This window comes from Nocardiopsis sp. NPDC055551, assembly GCF_053619415.1.
In genome coordinates, this window is the sequence record NZ_JBSHJJ010000014.1 from 205226 (window position 1) to 221720 (window position 16495).

Sequence of the window (16495 nt, forward strand, 5' to 3'; positions counted from 1 at the left end):
CCTGCAGCAGGGGCTCGGCATCGTGGAGCAGGAGCCCAACACGGTGCGGTGGTTCGCCATCCGCTTCGGGCCCTCGTCGTTCGGGATCTACGACGCCTTTCCCGACGACTCCGGCCGCCAAGCCCACCTCTCGGGCCAGGTCGCCCAAGCCCTCGCCGACAACACCGGCACCCTGTTCGCCCAGCCCACCATCGAACCGGTGGACGTAATCGCCGAGAAACCACCGAGCTGATCACCGAACGGGCGACTCGGGGTGATGGTGGGGTCCGAGTAGGAACGGAACGGTGAGTACCGGCAACTGTCACATCTGTTGACACCCGTGGCGAGGCGCGCCACGCTACCGGCATGGACAGTGACGCGGTGGCCTTCGTCAGAGCCGAACAGGTCCCCGCTGGAGCCGCCGTTGACGCCCAGGTACCAGCGGAAGGTTCCGGACTCGACGCCGGTGAAGGTGGCGGCTTCGCCGTCGCAGTCCAAGCCGTAGACGCTGCCTACCTCATCCCACCCGTACCAGACGTCCTGCTCCAGGCGGATGTAGAAGGTCCCGAGGCCGGGGTCGCAGTTGGTGATTGAGTCGACCGTGATGGTGTGCGTGCCAGAGTCGGTCGCGGTGTAGTTGCGGGAGAACACGACGCCGTCAAACTCAGCATCCCAGGAGAAGTATCCCGTCATGAGCTGGCTCGAGAAGGTGGAGCCGTCCTCATAGGTGAGCGTCGTGGTGTCGCCGGCGGTCTCCACGTCGGCCACCTATGAGGCCTGCGGCTCCGGGACCTCAGCGGCCAGGGCCGAGGCGGAGGGAGCGAGGCTGAAGGCCAGAGCGGCGGCTCCGGTCGTGGCGATGACACGGGAGGTGACGCGCATCAAAAAGCATCCTCTACACAAGGGGGAATGATCGGACGATACTCACCTTTACCGTCATGCTGCACAGCAACCACCCGGGGCCACATTTGGCCACAGCAAACACAGCTGCCCCTGCTCAAAGATCCTAAGGCTTGGTATCGAACGGATGAGGGCCATGATCCTCTTCCTTGGCATCAACTCATCTGTTAAAGCCCTTTGATGTCCTGGTGACCTCGCTCATGAAAGGAGTATTGCCGCTTGAGCTGGGAAAATGGCATACCAGAGCGCCCGGGAAGACCGCCAACCGCACACGTAAAAACCAGACGTGGTGCCATTTTCCTGCTTGTCGGTGTCAATGCCAGATCCTCACACGGCCAGGTCCAGGCGTTTGTCCATGTCTAGGTCGAACCGGCCGTAGGGGTTAATGTGGGTCCAGAACAGCGGGTTGAGCGCCCGCCGGTCCTCGGGAGTGAGCCGCCCCGCCCAGGCCGGGCCTTCCAACACCCGTTGCAGGAGCAGGGTGTTGACGTAGACCAGCGCGGACTGGAGCAGGTGCAGGCACAGCATGGAGATCTCGGCGTGCTCGCGATCGCCTCCGGTGAGCACGCCCTCCTTGCCATAGAAGAACTTGTCGTTGGCGCCGTTCCAGTTCTCCACCACCTCCAGGCCGCCGTGGATCTCCCTGCGCAGTGCCTCGTCGGCCAGGTAGTCGCAGGCGAAGATGGTGCGCACCGCCCGGCCGAGTTCTTCGATGGCCTGATAGACGGGGTTCTTGGGGCCGCCGCCCTTGGTGAAGCGGCGCAAGACCTGCTCGGTGTCGGCCGTGCCCAACCTCAGGGCGGTGGCGTAGGCGACCATCTGGTCGTAGTTGCGCTCGATCAGCGCCCAGTCGATGGGCCGGTTCTTGACCACCCGCTCCAGGCGCGGCCAGGTGGCCGGGCTGTACAGGCGCACCGCGCCGATGTTCTTCAACCGCGGCAGTAGCTTGAACCCGAGCAGCTCGGTGAAGGCGAACCCCACAATGCTGGCGCCGTGGGTGTCGGTGTAGTTGGCCTGAACGTCGGCGTCGGTGCAGTGGCGCAGGACCCCTTCGATCATCGCCGCGACCTCGGAGGAGGAGCACGACTTGAGCTGGGAGTAGATGCAGGCCCGGCCCTTGTCGACGTGCCAGTAGATCATCACCCCATGCCCGCCGTAGCGGGCGTGGAACTCCGTCATCAGGTTCGACTCCCAGGACCCGAACCGTTTGGAGTCCGACGCGGTCGTGGTCGCGGTGCCCCACCAGGTGGCATCGCGGGCGGCGAAGGTCTCATTCACCACGGTCGCGATGGCGCGGCGCAGGTTGTCGCGGGTGATGTGGCTGGCGCGGGTACGGCGCAGCGCCCCCTCGTCCTCGCCGTGGTCGCCGGTGGCGATCATCTGCTTGATGCCCATGTTGGTACCCAGCGCGAACAGGCACAGCAACAACCGGCGGTGCAACGTCGCTTTCGGGATGGCCTCGCGGGTGGCCACCGAGGCGAACTCGGAGCAGAACCCGGTGAGCAGGGCGGTGTCCTTGAGGATGTCGAGCAGGTCGATGGTGCCCCACCGCCTGAGCACCTCAGCCTTGAGCGCTCCCAGGTTCTGCGGCTCGGGCAGTGGTTCCAGCTTCGGGACACTGATCCAGGGCTGGCCTTTGCGGGTCACGATCCGCACCCCGCCGGTAGTGCCCTCCGACATCGCGGTGTTCAGCCGGTCCAGGGCCGCTCGCATCCGGGTGCGTACCCCGTCCACGAACGCGTTCGGCTCCAGGGGCTTGTTCAACGCGGCGTAGTGCACGTCCCGGTTGTCGGCGAAGTCGCCGGGCAGATCGGTGTCAGGATCGCGCCACTTCCCCGCGCCCTGAACGTAGATCTCGCGGCGGCGCAGGGCCTCGCGCAGCGCGATGAGCACGCACAGCTCATAGGGGATGCGCTCCACCCGCCCCGAAGCCTGGTCGGTGACCGCTTCGTGCCAGGCCTTGGGCACCACGCCCTCGATCGGCACGTGCTCGGCGGTCCCGTAGAACTTCTCGGAGCGGTCGACGTCGGTGTAGCGGCCCAGTAGCTCGATGGCCTCCATCACCGGCCGGTAGGCGGTGTTGTTGCAGGCAAACGACAACGCGGCCAACAAGGGGGAGAGCATACGCCGATAGTGGTGGGAGTAGGAGCCACGCAGCTGGTAGCGCACCCGCTCAGCCATCGCCTTCTCCGTGGCCATCAACTCCCGCGCGAGCTTGCGCAGCGTCTTCTCCCCACCCGGAACCGCGCCGAAGATCACCTCGGCCACCGTCCCGCCCGGCTCGGCCAGGGAGGCGTCCACCATCCGGCGCAAGATGCCCTTCTTGCCCGGCACCGCGCTCAACTCCCCGATCAGCTCCTTCTCCACCCGCTTCTCCGCGCGGGCGTTGATCCGGTGGATGAGCCGGATCAGCAGCTCTACCAGGGAGTCGATCAGCTCGGCCTGACGGGTCCAGCACAACGCGGCCAGCAGGGTGTAGCGCACCGCCGGGGCGCATTCGGCGAAGTCGGAGGGGTACATCCGCGCCGCACGCGAGCGCCAGGCGGCCACGATCTTCTCCGACACGCCCCCGAACGGCTCGTCCGGTAGGCCCAGGGCCTGCACGGTCTTGAGCTTGTCGACCTCCTCCAGCAGGGTCTCCAACCCCAGCGGCCCCGGGTCGGACTTCACAGCCCCCAGCACGCCCTCGGTACCCAGCACCTTGGACTCCAGCCGATCGCAGATCCCCGGGCCCAGGCGGGTCATCACGCTGGTGGTGAAGGCCTCCTCGAACCGGCGCACCCCCGAGGCCACGATCCGCTCGATCTGCCCGGGGCGCGGGGGTTCGATCTTCAGGGTGAGGCACCGGCGCTGAACGGCTTGGGCGAGTTCATCACGGCCGGCTTCCACCGGGCACACCTGGTCGGCCAACCAGTCGGCGAGTTGGTTCTCTTCGTCCTCGGTGGCCGCGTGGGTGCCGTAGGTGTCACGGATCTGGCGGCGGTGCCGCCCTGGAACTCGCGTGTTCCAGGGGTACTTGCCGAACAGGGTCGGCTCCACGCCCACCTGGTCGGCGACGAAGGGTACCGCCGCCGCCGGGATCTCCTCGGCGTAGGAGGGGAAGCGGCCCTCGATCTGAAAGAACTTGAGCTTGAGCGCGAACCCGAGCCGGGTAGCGCCGCTCTTGTTGCTCAGCAGCTTGCGGTCGCCCTCTTCCAGGGTCCACTCATCGACGAGCTGTTCAGGGGTCCAGTCCTGGCGCATGAAGGTGCTCCGCGATCGTGTGCGGTCAGTCGACAGCGCACACGATGGCGGACAGGTGCTGGGTTACCGGGGAGTTCGTCTGATCCGTGATCTCGAACTGGACTTTAAGTTACTTACGGGTTACTTGTCCTGTTGCCGGGCCTTCGGGAGAACTGGGCCAAGGAGTTGACTCCATGGCGTCATCCGCCACTTACTGCGCTTCAAGCGAGGCCTACACCGAGATCGTCCAGGTCATCAAGGGCGGCGAACCCGACGAGGACGGCATGCCGCTGGCCGGTCGAATTTCCCCGTTCTCCCCGACTCTGCGCAACCGCTCCTGCGCCCCGCTGCCCTATGGGTTCTGGGAGATGCTGGACCGTTTGAATCCCTACGGCGACAAGAGCGACATCTGGCTGCGCGTCCTCGGGTCCAACGACCAGGCACCGCCACTGCCCGACGGGGCCGTCCTCATCGACACGAGGCGGGTGACCTACCAAATCGCATGAGACCCACCGGCCCTGTGAGTCGGCGGCACCACCACGTACGGTGGTGCCGCCCATTCGCATGGCCGCGCCAGGGCAGCGGCTTCGGGGTACAAAACCCGTTGGCCACCGAGGATCGGGCCACCACAATGACCCCATGGTCGATCGACACTTCTCCATTGCGACCCTGGCCGAGCTCTACGACCACTTCAGCCATTGGCAGGTCTCCCACAGGACGACTTCTACCTCGATCTCGTGATGAACGCCCGCTCCGTACTGGACGTGGGATGCGGGACCGGCAAGATCCAACGAGTGGCCCGGGAGCGCGGGCACACCGGCCGCCTGGTGGGGCTGGATCCGGCCGAGGCCATGCTCGAAGTCGGGCGCCGGGACCGGGATGACATCGAGTGGACCCTGGGCGACCTGGTCGCGGGCCCCTACGAAGGGGAGACCGAGCCACTGGGGGAGGGGACGTTCGACCTGGTGATCATGTCCGGTCACGCCTTCCAGGTGTTCACCCCGTTTTAGGTGTGGAAGCCCGGTCCTTCAGGGCCGGGAGGAAACACCCTCATGTGCCCCACTCGGCCATCGAAGTTCGGAAAAACACGGAGAAGTTCTCTGATTCGGCCCCACATCCTGGTCGAGGATGGTTAGCGTGTTCGATCATGAAGCTGGTGGTGCGGGTCAAGCTGCTGCCTTCGCTGGAACAGGCGCAGGCACTCCAGGCGACCCTGCACACCTGTAACGAGGCCGCCGACCACGCCTCCCAGGTCGCTCAGACCACCGGAGCCCGCAACAAGTACGCCCTACAAGAAGCGACCTACCACGAGCTGAAAGCCAGGTTCGCCTTGTCGGCGCAGCCGACGGTGCGGGTCATCGGCAAAGTGTGTGATGCCTACACCACCCGGCAGGCGAACCTGAAAGCCGGGAACCTGGGACGGAAGGGCTCCCCTCGCCGTCAGCGGGTCGAGTCCACCCCGATCTCCTTTCGACCCGATGCCGCCCAACCCTTCGATGATCGGTGTCTGTCCTGGCAGATGGACGCCCGCACCGTCTCGATCTGGACCGTGGCCGGGCGGATGAAGAACCTGGGCTTTGTCACCTCCCCCGAACAGCTCAAACTCCTGGCCGAGTATCGCCAGGGTGAGAGCGATCTGATCTGCCGGGACGGGCAATGGTTCCTGTCGGCCACCTGCGAGGTGCCCGAACGGGTGGAGAACCCGGATCCGGTGGGGTTCGTGGGGGTGGATCTGGGGATCGTGGAGATCGCCACCACCTCCACCGGAGACCGGTTCGCCGGGAGGGTCTTGAACCGGTACCGGCGCAAGCAGAACCGGCTTCGCGCCAAACTCCAGGCCAAGGGGACCAAGAGCGCCAAACGCGTGTTGAAACGCCTGCGCCGCCGGGAAACACGGCGAGCGCGGAATGTGAACCACACCATTTCCAAACGCATCGTGGAGCGGGCCGAACGCACCGATCACGGCATCGTCCTAGAAGACCTTCGGGGCATCCGTGGCCGGGTCCGGCAGGCCAAACGACAACGTTCCATGCTGCATTCGTGGAGTTTCGCCCAACTGCGGGACTTCATCGCCTACAAGGCTCGCAGGACGGGGGTGCCGGTCCTGATCGTGGATCCGGCCTACACCTCCCAGACCTGCTCGGCATGCGACCACACGTCCAGACGCAACCGGCCCACCCGGAACCGGTTCGTCTGCCGTCAGTGCGGTGTGGTCTTGCACGCCGATGTCAATGCTTCACGCAACCTCGCCCACAGAGGCGAAGTGGCGTGGAACGCGGGGCGCCAGTCAACCGCCCCAGCACCCACCAGATGAGTGGGTGTCGGACGCGGGAGGAGAGCCCCATCCGCCAGGTGGGCGCCTACCCGCAAGCCCACGGCTTCAGCCACGGGCAGTTGACCTCCGACTACAGCGTCCAGGGATGGGCCGAACCCCAGGTCAGTCGCAGCACTCTACGGTTCCTGGACGCCGAACTCCTGAACGCCTTCCTGGCCGAGGCGGGGTTGAGTGTGAGCGCCCAGTACGGGTACTGGGACCGAACCCCGCTCACCGACACCAGCCAGGAGATCATCACCTTCGCCCGCCCCACCCAGGCTGGAGATCGGGAGGAAAGCGTGAGCGCCGCTCTCATCCAAACGGACGTGGTGCCCTGAGTACCGGATCCGGGCTCAGCCGCCCCTCCTCGGCGAGTTGCCGGTTCACCTCGCCGGCGAAACCCGAGACGAATTCCAGCCCCTCCTCCCCACTGGTGCCCTCCGCCAGCGGATAGCCGATCCAGACGAAGACGTTGGTCGAGACGAAGGCGGCTTCGGCGCGGCGGGAATCCTCATCGGTGGAATACACCGCCGCGTAGCCGCCGTCAGCGGTCGAGAGTTCACGCCAGGCGAGCACGTCCACGTCGGCGTCCCCGTCCCTGGGCCAACGCCCGGCCTCCAGGTCGGCTACCCCGTCCTGGAGGTCCGCGCTCTTGGACCCGATGTCGGCCATACCGTCGTCGGTGTCGCCGAGCATGGCTTCGACGTTCATCAGGGACGGGTTGTCGGTGTCCTGCACCGCGCAATCGAGGATCATGGTGAACCCGACGAGCCGGCCGATGTGGCGTGTTTCCTTCTCGGCCGACACGGGCTCGTCCCCCTCGATCGACAGGTTGTTCCCCTCCGCGCGCGGCCGGTCGGCGCCGGGGATGGTGTCGACCAGTGCGGTGGGCAGGAGCTCCTCGCAGTACGGCAGGAAGGCGTAGGGACGCACCTGTGCCATGGACAAGGCCACCAGTCCCAGGAACAGCGCGAGGACGGCCCCCGCGAGCAGGCCTTTGCGGAGTCTGCCCGACGGCGGCCCCGAGCGGTTCCGGCCCCCGGAAAGAGGGGGCTCACCGGGACTGGTGAAAGATGGGCCCTCGGTAGGGGGATTCTCCGTCATCGGCACCTCGGCGCGGATTCCCGTGGGGAACTCGCGCCGAGCCTCCTCGCAGTGGTTCGGGTGGTAGGGGGTCGAGGCGCTTGCTTCCTTTCCCCGCCTGATCATCGCTGCGGGCTTTCGCGCCGATCAGCAGGGTTGATCGGCCCCACCCTCCCACGGCCTTTCCCCTTCTCGGGATCGAGCGGGATACTGGAGGGTGGAGAACCCTTGAGGAGGTGCCCGTGTTCTTTTTCTACAACAGCCGTTGGGGCTGTGTGGGGTCCCTGCTGGTCTCGGCCGCTTTGACCTTGCTGGTGTTGTTCCTGCTGGGCTGGATCTGACCCGCTCTTGAGGCCCCGACGACGTCGCTCAAGCGGTGTCGATGCGGCGTTGGATGCCGTCCAGCAAGGTCTCCAGTCCGAACCGCAGTGTCTCCCAGGCCTCGCGTTCCAGGTAGGGCTCGGTGGGGTCCTCGTTGTCGAAGGCGCCCTGGGCGGTCATCAACGTCAGGGTCGGAAAGCGCTCGGCGAAGTCGGGCGCCAACTCCTCCAGCTGTTCGGAGCGGGCGTACCACCACTCGTCCTCGGGTACCCCGGTCACCGCTTGGGCCTGGCGGGCCTCGGCGGCGGTGCGGACCATGCCGCGAACCAGGTTGAGCAGGCTTCCGAAGGTGCTGCTGATGGCCTTGGGTGCCATTCCGGCCGTGTGCAACAGGGTGGCCAGCGATTCGAAGAGTCGGTACTCGTTGGGGCCCAGGACGGGGCGGGCCTGGGAGACCTCCAGGGTCCAGGGGTGGCGCAGGTAGAAGTCCCACAGCAGGCCCACCCAGGTTCGGGTGCTCTCGCGCCAGCCCTGGTCGAGGGTGGCCGCCTGTGACTCCTGCTCGACCTCATCGGCCAACTCGGCGAAGGCCTGGTCGTACATCAGGTCGATGAGCTCGTTCTTGCTGGCCACGTAGGTGTAGAGCGACATCGCGGTGCGGCCCAGTCGCTCGCCCACCGCGCGCATGGACAGCGCCTGCAGCCCTAGGGTGTCGGCGATGTCGATGGCGGTGCGCACGACCAGGTCCACGTTCAGTTCCGGTTTGGGGCCGGGGGCGGTGCGCTCGCCCTGCTCGTGTTCGCGCCACAGCAGTGCCATGGAACGGCGCGGGTCGCCCTGGCCGGCGTAGACCACCACTTGCGTCTCCTTAGGGAATAAACTAATGTGCTTCGGCTGTTAGTTTAGCGCATAAGGAATCGTTGGAACGCGGGCACCAGGGGAGCAGCTTGACCTTCGAACAGAACACAGCGGCCGACGCCCACGACACCATCCAGGTGCGTGGGGCCAGGGAGAACAACCTCGACAACGTCTCGGTGGACATCCCCAAGAGGAGACTGAGCGTCTTCACCGGGCTGTCCGGTTCGGGGAAGTCCTCGCTGGTCTTCGGTACCATCGCCGCCGAGTCCCAGCGGCTCATCAACGAGACCTACACCGCCTTCTTGCAGTCGTTCATGCCCAGCACCGGCCGACCCGACGTGGACTCCCTGCGCAACCTCAGCGCGGCCATCATCGTCGACCAGGAACGCATGGGAGCCAACTCGCGCTCGACCGTGGGAACGGCCACCGACGCCCACGCCATGCTGCGTATCGTCTACAGCCGGGCGGGCACCCCGCGCCTGGAACCCTCCAGCGTGTTCAGCTTCAACAACGCCGAGGGCATGTGCCTCGAATGTGAGGGGCTGGGGCGTACCGACCAGATCGAGCTGGAGGAACTCTACGACCGCGAACTCTCCCTGAACGAGGGCGCCATCACCGTCCCCGGTTACACGGTGGACAGCTGGTACTGGCAGGTGTTCGTGCACTCGGGGTTGCTGGACGCCGACAAACGCCTGGACGACTACACCGGCCAGGAGTGGAACACCTTCCTGTACGGACCCCTGACCAAGGTCAAGGTCGGCAAGAACTCCTTCTCCTACGAGGGCCTGGTCCCCAAGATCAAGCGGACCTACCTGGCCAAGGACCGCGACAAGATGCAACCGGCCCTGCGCGCCTTCGTGGAACGGGCCGTGGTCACCTCCACCTGCCCCGAGTGCGCCGGCACCAGGCTCAACGCCACCGCCCGCGAGGTCAAGGTGGCCGGGCGCACCATCACCGAGTGCGCCTCGATGCAGATCGACGACCTGGCCGCGTTCGTGCGCACCATCGACGACCCGGCCGTCAAACCGTTGGTGGACACCCTGGCCCACACCCTGGAGTCCCTGGTGGAGGTGGGGCTCGGCTACCTGAGTCTGGACCGGGAGTCGGGCACCCTGTCCGGAGGTGAGGCCCAAAGGGTCAAGATGGTCCGCCACCTGGGCTCCAGCCTCAGCGACATCACCTACGTCTTCGACGAGCCCACCGTGGGACTGCACCCGCACGACATCGAGCGGATGAACAACCTGCTCTTGGGGCTGCGCGACAAGGGCAACACGGTACTGGTGGTCGAGCACAAACCGGAGACCATCGCCATCGCCGACCACGTGGTGGACCTGGGCCCGGGCGCCGGTCCGCGCGGCGGCTCGGTGACCTACACCGGTGACGTGGCCGGGCTGCGCGCCTCGGGCACCCTCACCGGTCGTCACCTGGACCACCGGATTCGTCTCAAGGACGAGGTGCGCACCGCCACCGGGCACCTGCCCATCCGCGACGCGAACACCCACAACCTGCGGGATGTGTCCGTGGACGTGCCCCTGGGCGTGCTCACCGTGGTCACCGGGGTGGCCGGATCGGGAAAGAGTTCGCTCATCCACGGCGCGCTGCCCGCACACGAGGGCGTGGTGGTGGTCGACCAGTCGGCGATCCGAGGATCGCGCCGCTCCAACCCGGCCACCTACACCGGGCTGCTCGACCCGATCCGTACCGCCTTCGCCCGCGCCAACCAGGTCAAGGCCTCCCTGTTCAGCGCCAACTCCGAGGGGGCCTGCCCCGAATGCAAGGGCGCCGGGGTCATCTACACCGACCTGGCGATGATGGCCGGGGTGGCCTCCACCTGCGAGAAGTGTCAGGGGCGCCGGTTCAAGGACGAGGTGCTCCAGTACACGTTGCGCGGCAAGGACATCAGCCAGGTCCTGGCCATGTCGGTGGAGACCGCACGTGAGTTCTTCACCTCCGGTAACGCCCGCACCATCTTGGACCGGCTGCACGACGTCGGGCTGGGCTACCTGGGTCTGGGGCAGCCGTTGACCACCCTGTCGGGCGGTGAGCGTCAGCGGTTGAAGCTGGCGATCTCCATGGCCAAGCAGGGGGCGGTGTACGTGCTGGACGAGCCCACCACCGGGCTGCACCTGGCGGACGTGGACCGGTTGTTGGCGCTGCTGGACCGGCTGGTCCAGGACGGGAACACGGTGGTGGTGATCGAACACCACCAGGCGGTCATGGCGCACGCCGACCACATCATCGACCTGGGCCCGGGTGCGGGGCACGACGGTGGACGGGTCGTGTTCGAGGGTTCTCCGGAGCGGTTGGTGGACCAAGGCCAGACCCTGACCGCCCATCACCTGCGCGCCTACCTGCAACGTTAGCGGCCGGGTAACGGACGGGCCCGCCCCGAAGACCATGGTTCGCGGGGGCGGGCCCGTGCCCTTCGGTCAGCCCTCCAGAAGCTTCTTGAGGTCGCCCAGCCAGCGGCGCCAGTCGCCCTTCCACGCCGCGGCGCGCTCGGGGCCGCCGATGCGGGTGTGCTCGATGCCCACCAGGGACTTGCCCTGGCCCTTGGCCTGGAAGGTGGCGGCGATACGGGTGTCCTCGGGCAGGTCGGCGGTGAAGCGCTTGCCCGCCTTGGCGGTCCGCTCGTGAGCCACCACCCCCAGCCACTCCTGGCGCAGGGTGGGGTCGGCGAAGGCCTCGAACAGCCGCTCCACGGGCACATCGACGGTCTTGCTCGCGCTGGTGGCGAACCCGTCCTTCTTCTGCCCGGGTACGCGCAGGCCACGTTCCTGCTCGTAGGCGACCGTGACGGTCTGGGCGTACCAGTCCTGCACGCCGTGCTCTTGGACCAGGTGGGCGGCGATATCGGTGTGGGTGCGCGTGGTGGCCTGCCAGGAGTCCAACAGGGCGAACCACTCGTCGTAGCCGCGCCCGGTCGCCTGAGCCACCTTGTCGTCGGAGACCCGCCGGCGGATGGTGGCCGCACCGGTTCCGGTGGTGGTATCGGCGGTGGGCGCGGGGATTTCGGGTGCGGGGAGCAGATGGGCCCGAGCGGCGGTGTAGCTCTCGCCGGTCTTGTCCATCCGGGCGCGTACCCGCTGCTTGAAGGACTTGTTGCTGGTCATGACGGCTCCTGGCGGTCCGCGACGGCACCCACGCTCCCATCGCCCCGCCGGAAGGGTCGTCTTCGACCGGCCTCCCGAGAACTCCCAGGTCCCCTTTGCCTCCGCGAGGCCGACGGCGTGGGCGCCGGGGCCGGAGGTTGGGCGCGGGATCGCGCCACTTCCAAGTTACTGCGCTGAAGTGTTGGGCGCCACCCCTGGTCAGTGGGGGCGGTCGTAGACCAGGGTGTGCCGCCAGAACAGGCCGCGGTGGACGCGGGCCCCGGGCAGGTGACGGGCGGCCACGGCACGGATCCGGGCCAGGGTGTGCGGCGGTTCGGCGGTGGGCGCGCGCATGTGCGGTAGCGCGGCGGTGGCCGCCTTGGGGTGCTTGCACAGGCCGATCAGCGGGTTGAGCACCGCGGAGACCAGCCCGGTGACCAGGTCGGCGACGCCCTGTTCGCGGTGGTGGCCGACCACCACCAGGCGGCCTCCCGGGGCCAGGGCCTTCCGGAGCTGGGGGAGTGTCTGCTCCAAGGGCAGGTGGTGCAGGACCGCCACCAGGGTGATGGCATCCCACCGGGTGGTGGGGTCGCGCCGCTCCCATCCGGCCTGGAGGATGGTCACGCCCGGGGTGCGTGCGAAGCGTTCACGAGCGAGCGCGGCGGTGTCGGGGTCGGGTTCCAGGCCGCTGACCTCGGGAACCCGCCCGTGCAATCGCTCGATCAGGTTGCCGGTGCCGCACCCCACGTCCAGCACGCGGGTGGCGCCCGAGGCCACCACTCGACGCACCACCCAGGGCCCGTACCAGTCGTTGTGGCTCCACGGATGGCGCGCGTTGAACCGGGCCATGCGGTCGAGCAGCGACATACCGGTCACGATAGCGGCCCCTCAACCCCTCAAGAGCGTGGTCAGGCCCAGGCCGAGCCAGGCCGCGCCCAAGCCCAGGAACAGGTGGGCCGCGACGAAGACCAAAGCGCGCCGCCGGGCGCCGGTGCGCGCCAGCCGCACGGTCTCGTGGGCGAAGGTGGAGTAGGTGGTCAACGCCCCGCAGAACCCGGTGCCCAGCAGTGACAGCGCCTCGGGAGGTAGTGGCAGAGCCAACAGCGTGCCCATGATGAGGCTGCCGACCACGTTCACCATCAAGGTGCCCCAAGGGAAGGCCCGGCCCAGACGGCGTTGAAGCGCCAGGTCCACCAGGAACCGTGTGGGGGCGCCCAGGGCGGCGCCCAGGGCGGCGCCCAGGGCCACCAACAGGGCGCTCACGGATTCCTCCCGCCGCCGTGGGTGAGCAGCCGGTGGGCCAGGGCGGAGGCGGCCCAGGTCGCGGTGAGCGCACCGACCAGGGTCAGGGACAGGTAGGCCAGCGCCACCTGCGGGGCGCCGCGTTCCAGTGCGGTGACCACGTCCGTGGCGTAGGCGGAGAAGGTGGTGTATCCGCCAAGGAAGCCCACCCCCCAGAACGGGCGCACGTAGCGGCTGTGGAGCCACCGGTGCGCGATCAGTTCCATCAGCAGACCGATGAGCAGGCTGCCGGTGACGTTGACGGCCAGGATCGTCCAGGACACCCCCGAGGAGGTGGGCGGCCACAGGGTGTCCAGGCCGTGGCGGGTCAGCGCGCCCAAGGCCCCGCCGAGGGCGACGAAGGCGAGCACGGACCGAAGGCGGGCCGGTGCGGGTGGGGTCATGACCCCCATCCTCCACCCGGAGAGCACCTGATGGCGTCGGCGGACCCCGAGATCCGTGGCTCCTGCCCGAGCCGGGGGCGAGGGTCCGCTTCAGGGATGGGATCAGGGCTATCCCCGATGGTCTTCCGGCCGCCCGGGTAGGATTCTGGCCATGCGGTCAAAAAACGAGCCAGACGGTCAGAAGCGGTCCTTCATCGAGGAGGCCCGCAGGGCACAGATCATCGATGCGGCGGTGCGCACCATCGCCGAGGTCGGTTACCCGAACGCCTCCCTGGCTCGGATCGCACGGACGGCGCAGGTGAGCAAAGGCGTCATCTCCTACCACTTCGACGGCAAGGACGAGCTGATGGACCAGGTGGTGATAAGCGTCTACACCCAGATCGGGGAGGAGGTCGCGCCCCGGGTCCTGGCCGAGCAGAACATGGAACGTGCGCTGCGCACCCACGTGCGCGGCGTGGCCGAGTACGCGCTGGCCCATCGCGAGCGCATGACGGCACTGTCCCAGATCTTCCGGCACTTCCGTGACGCCCAGGGCGCCCCCCGCTTCGATGGGTCCCAACCCGAGGCGATCTACCAACCCATGGAAGAGCTCTACCGAGCCGGGCAGCGGAGCGGGGAGTTTCGCGAGTTCGACGTGCGGGTGATGGCGATCAGCCAACAGGCGACCATCGACGCCATGTTCGAGTACTGGCGGACACACCCCGACCACGACCTGCTCGCACACGCCGACGAACTGGGCGAACTCCTGGTCCGTGCGATTCGAGCCCCATGACCGTCACACCATAGTGACGAGGTCCCCATGGCACAGAACATCAGCCCATCCACCACCGGGGCGGCCGATCGGCCGTCCCGCCCCCGACTGTTCTACGTCGATCACCTCAGGGTGGTCCTGACGGTCCTGGTCGTGTTGCACCACGCGGCCATCACCTACGGCAACATCCCGGTGTGGTACCTGACGGAGCCGGCCCAAGACCCCTCCGGGGTGGCGCTGGACCTGTTCGTGCTCTTCAACCAGACGTTCTTCATGGGGATGTTCTTCCTCATCGCCGGGTACTTCGTGCCGGGTTCGATCGATCGGCGTGGGCGGCGCGGGTTCATGCGCGAACGCCTGGTCCGGTTGGGCGTTCCCCTGCTGCTGTTCCTGGTCTTGTTGCGGCCCTTGGCCATGATCCCGGCGTTCGGACAGGTGTTGGCCGCCGAACCCGACCTTCCGCTGTGGCTGCTGTACCTGCTCACCATCGACCCGGGCCCGATGTGGTTCGTAGAGGTGCTGTTGGTGATGAGCCTGGTCTATGTGCTGGTGCGCGGTGTGCGTGAGCGTCACTCCCGGCCCGCCCCGGTCGTGGCGCAGGTTCGGGAGCGAGGGCCGGTGCGCTGGCTGGTCCCGGTTCTGGTGTTCGCGGTGGGGCTGGCCCTGGCCACCTTCGCCTGGCGGTGGGCCTTCCCCGCGCCGTACTGGCCGGTGGTGGGGTTGCCCAGCCCCGGTTACCTGCCCCAGTACGTGGCCATGTTCACCGTGGGCGCGCTCGCCTACCGGGGTGACTGGTTGCACCGGTTGCCGGACCGGGCCGGGGTGGTCGGCGGGATCGCCGCGGCGGTGGCACTGCCCGTCATGGTCGTGTTCGTGACCGCTGCCCCGGGCACCGGTGCGTCCTTGGTGCATCTGGTGGCGGAGAACCTGTTCTCGGTGGGTTTGGTGCTGGCTCTGCTGGTCTTCTTCCGTCGGTTCCTGGCCCGGGACAACCGTGTGTGGCGGTTCCTGGGTGAGAACGCCTTCGCCGTGTACGTGCTGCACGCGGTGGTGCTGGTGTTGGTGGGCATGGCCCTGGGTGACTGGCAGGCCCCGGCGGTGGTCAAGTTCGCCGGCCTGGCCGCGTTGAGCGTGCCACTGACCTGGGCGTTGGCCGCCGGTGTGCGGGCCATCCCGGGGGTCGATCGGATGCTGTGAACGTGACTCCTCCCACCGCTGAAGCGGTGGGCTTCTCCTGCCACCACTCAGGCAACAGGAAGGACCAGCCCGGCCCTGATACCAACGTTGACCGCTCCCACCCGATCGGCGTGCTCTGTGTAGCCGCACTGGACACAACGGAACTTCTCCTGCGTCGGGCGGTTGTCCGCACTGGTGTGCCCGCACGATTGGCGTGGGCAGGTGCGCGACGTGTTGCGGGGGTCGACCGGGATCAACTCACGACCGGCGCTCTCAGCCTTGCGCGCGAGGATTCCCAGGAACACCCCCCAACCCGCATCGAGAAGGCTCTTGTTCAGCCCGGTCTTAGCACCGGCGTTGTTCGAAAGGAACCCACCCCGCTGTTCGGGATCGGGCTTGGGCGCGGGCTTCTTGGTCATACCCGCGATGTTGAGACGTTCGTGTGCGATCGCGTCGAACGAACGGATGAGGTCAAGCGCGACCTTGTGGTGGTGATCCACGCGTTGGCGCCGCACCTTCGCGTAAAAGCTGCTGACCCGGGCCTGTGTCGCACGGTGCTGACGCGTGCGGTTCTGCGCCTTGACCCGCTTGGGGAAGGCGGATAGGTCGCGCTGTGCCAGGGCCAGCTTCTGAGCCGAACGCGCGAGGAACCGGGGATTGTCAACGTGCTCACCCTCGCTCGTGGTAAGGAAGGAAGCCACACCCATGTCGATACCGGCCACGTGCCCGGTCGGCTCTAAGGGTTCGGCCTGCACCTGGTCGCAGGCCAAAACCACGAACCACCGTCCGCCCTCGCGCTTGACGCTGACCGTTTTCACACGCCCCTTGACCGGGCGGTGCTGGTGGACACGCACATGCCCCACACCCTGGAACCGCACACGGGTCACCGCGTCTTGGGGTGTGGAGTCCCACCGGCAGCCGTCGCCGTCCTTGGGAAAGACCACCGTGTCAAACCGGCCCACTCCACGGAACCGGGGATACCCGGGCTCGTGACCGGCCCTCACCCGCCTGAAGAACGCCTGAAAGGCCTTGTCCAGGCGCCGCAACGTGGCTTGCTGGGAGGAGAAGGACCATCGCCCCTGCCGCTCGGGATCAAACGCGCGGATCTCTTTGA

The 16495-nt window shown here is 67.4% G+C and carries 14 protein-coding genes and 2 pseudogenes; 7 read left to right on the top strand and 9 right to left on the bottom strand.

What is annotated here, in order from left to right:
• Positions 1-87: 87 nt before the first annotated feature.
• Positions 88-738: a hypothetical protein gene (locus tag ACWGSK_RS24125; protein ID WP_452456822.1), complete on the bottom strand. Its 651-nt coding sequence runs from the start codon at positions 736-738 to the stop codon at positions 88-90.
• Positions 739-1206: 468 nt separating this feature from the next.
• Positions 1207-4158: a Tn3 family transposase gene (locus tag ACWGSK_RS24130; protein WP_452456834.1), complete on the bottom strand. Its 2952-nt coding sequence runs from the start codon at positions 4156-4158 to the stop codon at positions 1207-1209.
• Between the two features lie 137 nt (positions 4159-4295).
• On the opposite strand from ACWGSK_RS24130, the gene ACWGSK_RS24135 reads away from it, so the two are divergent.
• From ACWGSK_RS24135 to ACWGSK_RS24150, 4 genes and pseudogenes are all read left to right on the top strand, one after another.
• Positions 4296-4607 carry a hypothetical protein gene (locus ACWGSK_RS24135; protein ID WP_358515862.1) on the top strand — a complete coding sequence of 104 codons (312 nt, stop codon included), beginning with the start codon at positions 4296-4298 and terminating at the stop codon, positions 4605-4607.
• 133 nt (positions 4608-4740) lie between these two features.
• A pseudogene (locus tag ACWGSK_RS24140) lies at positions 4741-5099 on the top strand (class I SAM-dependent methyltransferase); the annotation flags it as partial.
• 149 nt (positions 5100-5248) lie between these two features.
• The gene (locus ACWGSK_RS24145) at positions 5249-6415 is read left to right on the top strand and encodes an RNA-guided endonuclease InsQ/TnpB family protein (protein ID WP_452456823.1); all 1167 of its coding nucleotides are present in this window, start codon (positions 5249-5251) and stop codon (positions 6413-6415) included.
• Between the two features lie 83 nt (positions 6416-6498).
• Positions 6499-6687, top strand: a pseudogene (locus tag ACWGSK_RS24150) (SAM-dependent methyltransferase); the annotation flags it as partial.
• Between the two features lie 40 nt (positions 6688-6727).
• Here the strand turns inward: ACWGSK_RS24150 and ACWGSK_RS24155 are convergent.
• Both ACWGSK_RS24155 and ACWGSK_RS24160 read right to left on the bottom strand, forming a co-directional pair.
• A complete protein-coding gene (locus tag ACWGSK_RS24155) occupies positions 6728-7363 on the bottom strand; it encodes a hypothetical protein (RefSeq protein ID WP_452456824.1) in 636 nt (211 codons plus the stop codon).
• Between the two features lie 504 nt (positions 7364-7867).
• Positions 7868-8677 carry a TetR/AcrR family transcriptional regulator gene (locus tag ACWGSK_RS24160; protein WP_358516202.1) on the bottom strand — a complete coding sequence of 270 codons (810 nt, stop codon included), beginning with the start codon at positions 8675-8677 and terminating at the stop codon, positions 7868-7870.
• 62 nt (positions 8678-8739) lie between these two features.
• Between ACWGSK_RS24160 and ACWGSK_RS24165 the strand changes: the two genes are divergently transcribed.
• Positions 8740-11040: an ATP-binding cassette domain-containing protein gene (locus tag ACWGSK_RS24165; protein WP_452456825.1), complete on the top strand. Its 2301-nt coding sequence runs from the start codon at positions 8740-8742 to the stop codon at positions 11038-11040.
• Positions 11041-11106: 66 nt separating this feature from the next.
• Here ACWGSK_RS24165 and ACWGSK_RS24170 read toward each other — a convergent pair whose 3' ends face one another.
• The 4 genes from ACWGSK_RS24170 to ACWGSK_RS24185 form a co-directional block, all read right to left on the bottom strand.
• A complete protein-coding gene (locus ACWGSK_RS24170; protein ID WP_358516196.1) occupies positions 11107-11790 on the bottom strand; it encodes a DUF4287 domain-containing protein in 684 nt (227 codons plus the stop codon).
• 198 nt (positions 11791-11988) lie between these two features.
• A complete protein-coding gene (locus tag ACWGSK_RS24175; RefSeq protein ID WP_358516193.1) occupies positions 11989-12636 on the bottom strand; it encodes a class I SAM-dependent methyltransferase in 648 nt (215 codons plus the stop codon).
• A gap of 21 nt (positions 12637-12657) precedes the next feature.
• Entirely contained in the window at positions 12658-13032 is a 375-nt protein-coding gene (locus ACWGSK_RS24180) for a fluoride efflux transporter FluC (RefSeq protein WP_452456826.1), read from the bottom strand.
• Complete coding sequence (locus tag ACWGSK_RS24185) at positions 13029-13454, bottom strand: fluoride efflux transporter FluC (RefSeq protein ID WP_452456827.1); 426 nt, start codon at positions 13452-13454, stop codon at positions 13029-13031. The genes ACWGSK_RS24180 and ACWGSK_RS24185 overlap by 4 nt, the downstream gene beginning before the upstream one ends.
• A gap of 151 nt (positions 13455-13605) precedes the next feature.
• On the opposite strand from ACWGSK_RS24185, the gene ACWGSK_RS24190 reads away from it, so the two are divergent.
• The gene (locus tag ACWGSK_RS24190) at positions 13606-14226 is read left to right on the top strand and encodes a TetR/AcrR family transcriptional regulator (RefSeq protein ID WP_358516184.1); all 621 of its coding nucleotides are present in this window, start codon (positions 13606-13608) and stop codon (positions 14224-14226) included.
• Between the two features lie 27 nt (positions 14227-14253).
• Positions 14254-15402, top strand: coding sequence for an acyltransferase family protein (locus tag ACWGSK_RS24195; RefSeq protein ID WP_452456828.1), 1149 nt, complete (start codon positions 14254-14256; stop codon positions 15400-15402).
• A 47-nt stretch (positions 15403-15449) separates the two neighbouring features.
• Here the strand turns inward: ACWGSK_RS24195 and ACWGSK_RS24200 are convergent.
• The coding region (locus ACWGSK_RS24200; protein ID WP_452456829.1) for an RNA-guided endonuclease InsQ/TnpB family protein at positions 15450-16495 on the bottom strand (1046 nt) is incomplete at its 5' end.

What these genes read in the sequence shown, in the direction of transcription:
- ACWGSK_RS24135 (WP_358515862.1), top strand. Translation starts at nt 4,296, where the DNA reads ATGGCGTCATCCGCCACTTACTGCGCTTCAAGCGAGGCCTACACCGAG.
- ACWGSK_RS24145 (WP_452456823.1), top strand. Translation starts at nt 5,249, where the DNA reads ATGAAGCTGGTGGTGCGGGTCAAGCTGCTGCCTTCGCTGGAACAGGCG.
- ACWGSK_RS24170 (WP_358516196.1), bottom strand. Translation starts at nt 11,790, where the DNA reads ATGACCAGCAACAAGTCCTTCAAGCAGCGGGTACGCGCCCGGATGGAC.
- ACWGSK_RS24175 (WP_358516193.1), bottom strand. Translation starts at nt 12,636, where the DNA reads ATGTCGCTGCTCGACCGCATGGCCCGGTTCAACGCGCGCCATCCGTGG.
- ACWGSK_RS24185 (WP_452456827.1), bottom strand. Translation starts at nt 13,454, where the DNA reads ATGACCCCACCCGCACCGGCCCGCCTTCGGTCCGTGCTCGCCTTCGTC.
- ACWGSK_RS24190 (WP_358516184.1), top strand. Translation starts at nt 13,606, where the DNA reads ATGCGGTCAAAAAACGAGCCAGACGGTCAGAAGCGGTCCTTCATCGAG.
- ACWGSK_RS24195 (WP_452456828.1), top strand. Translation starts at nt 14,254, where the DNA reads ATGGCACAGAACATCAGCCCATCCACCACCGGGGCGGCCGATCGGCCG.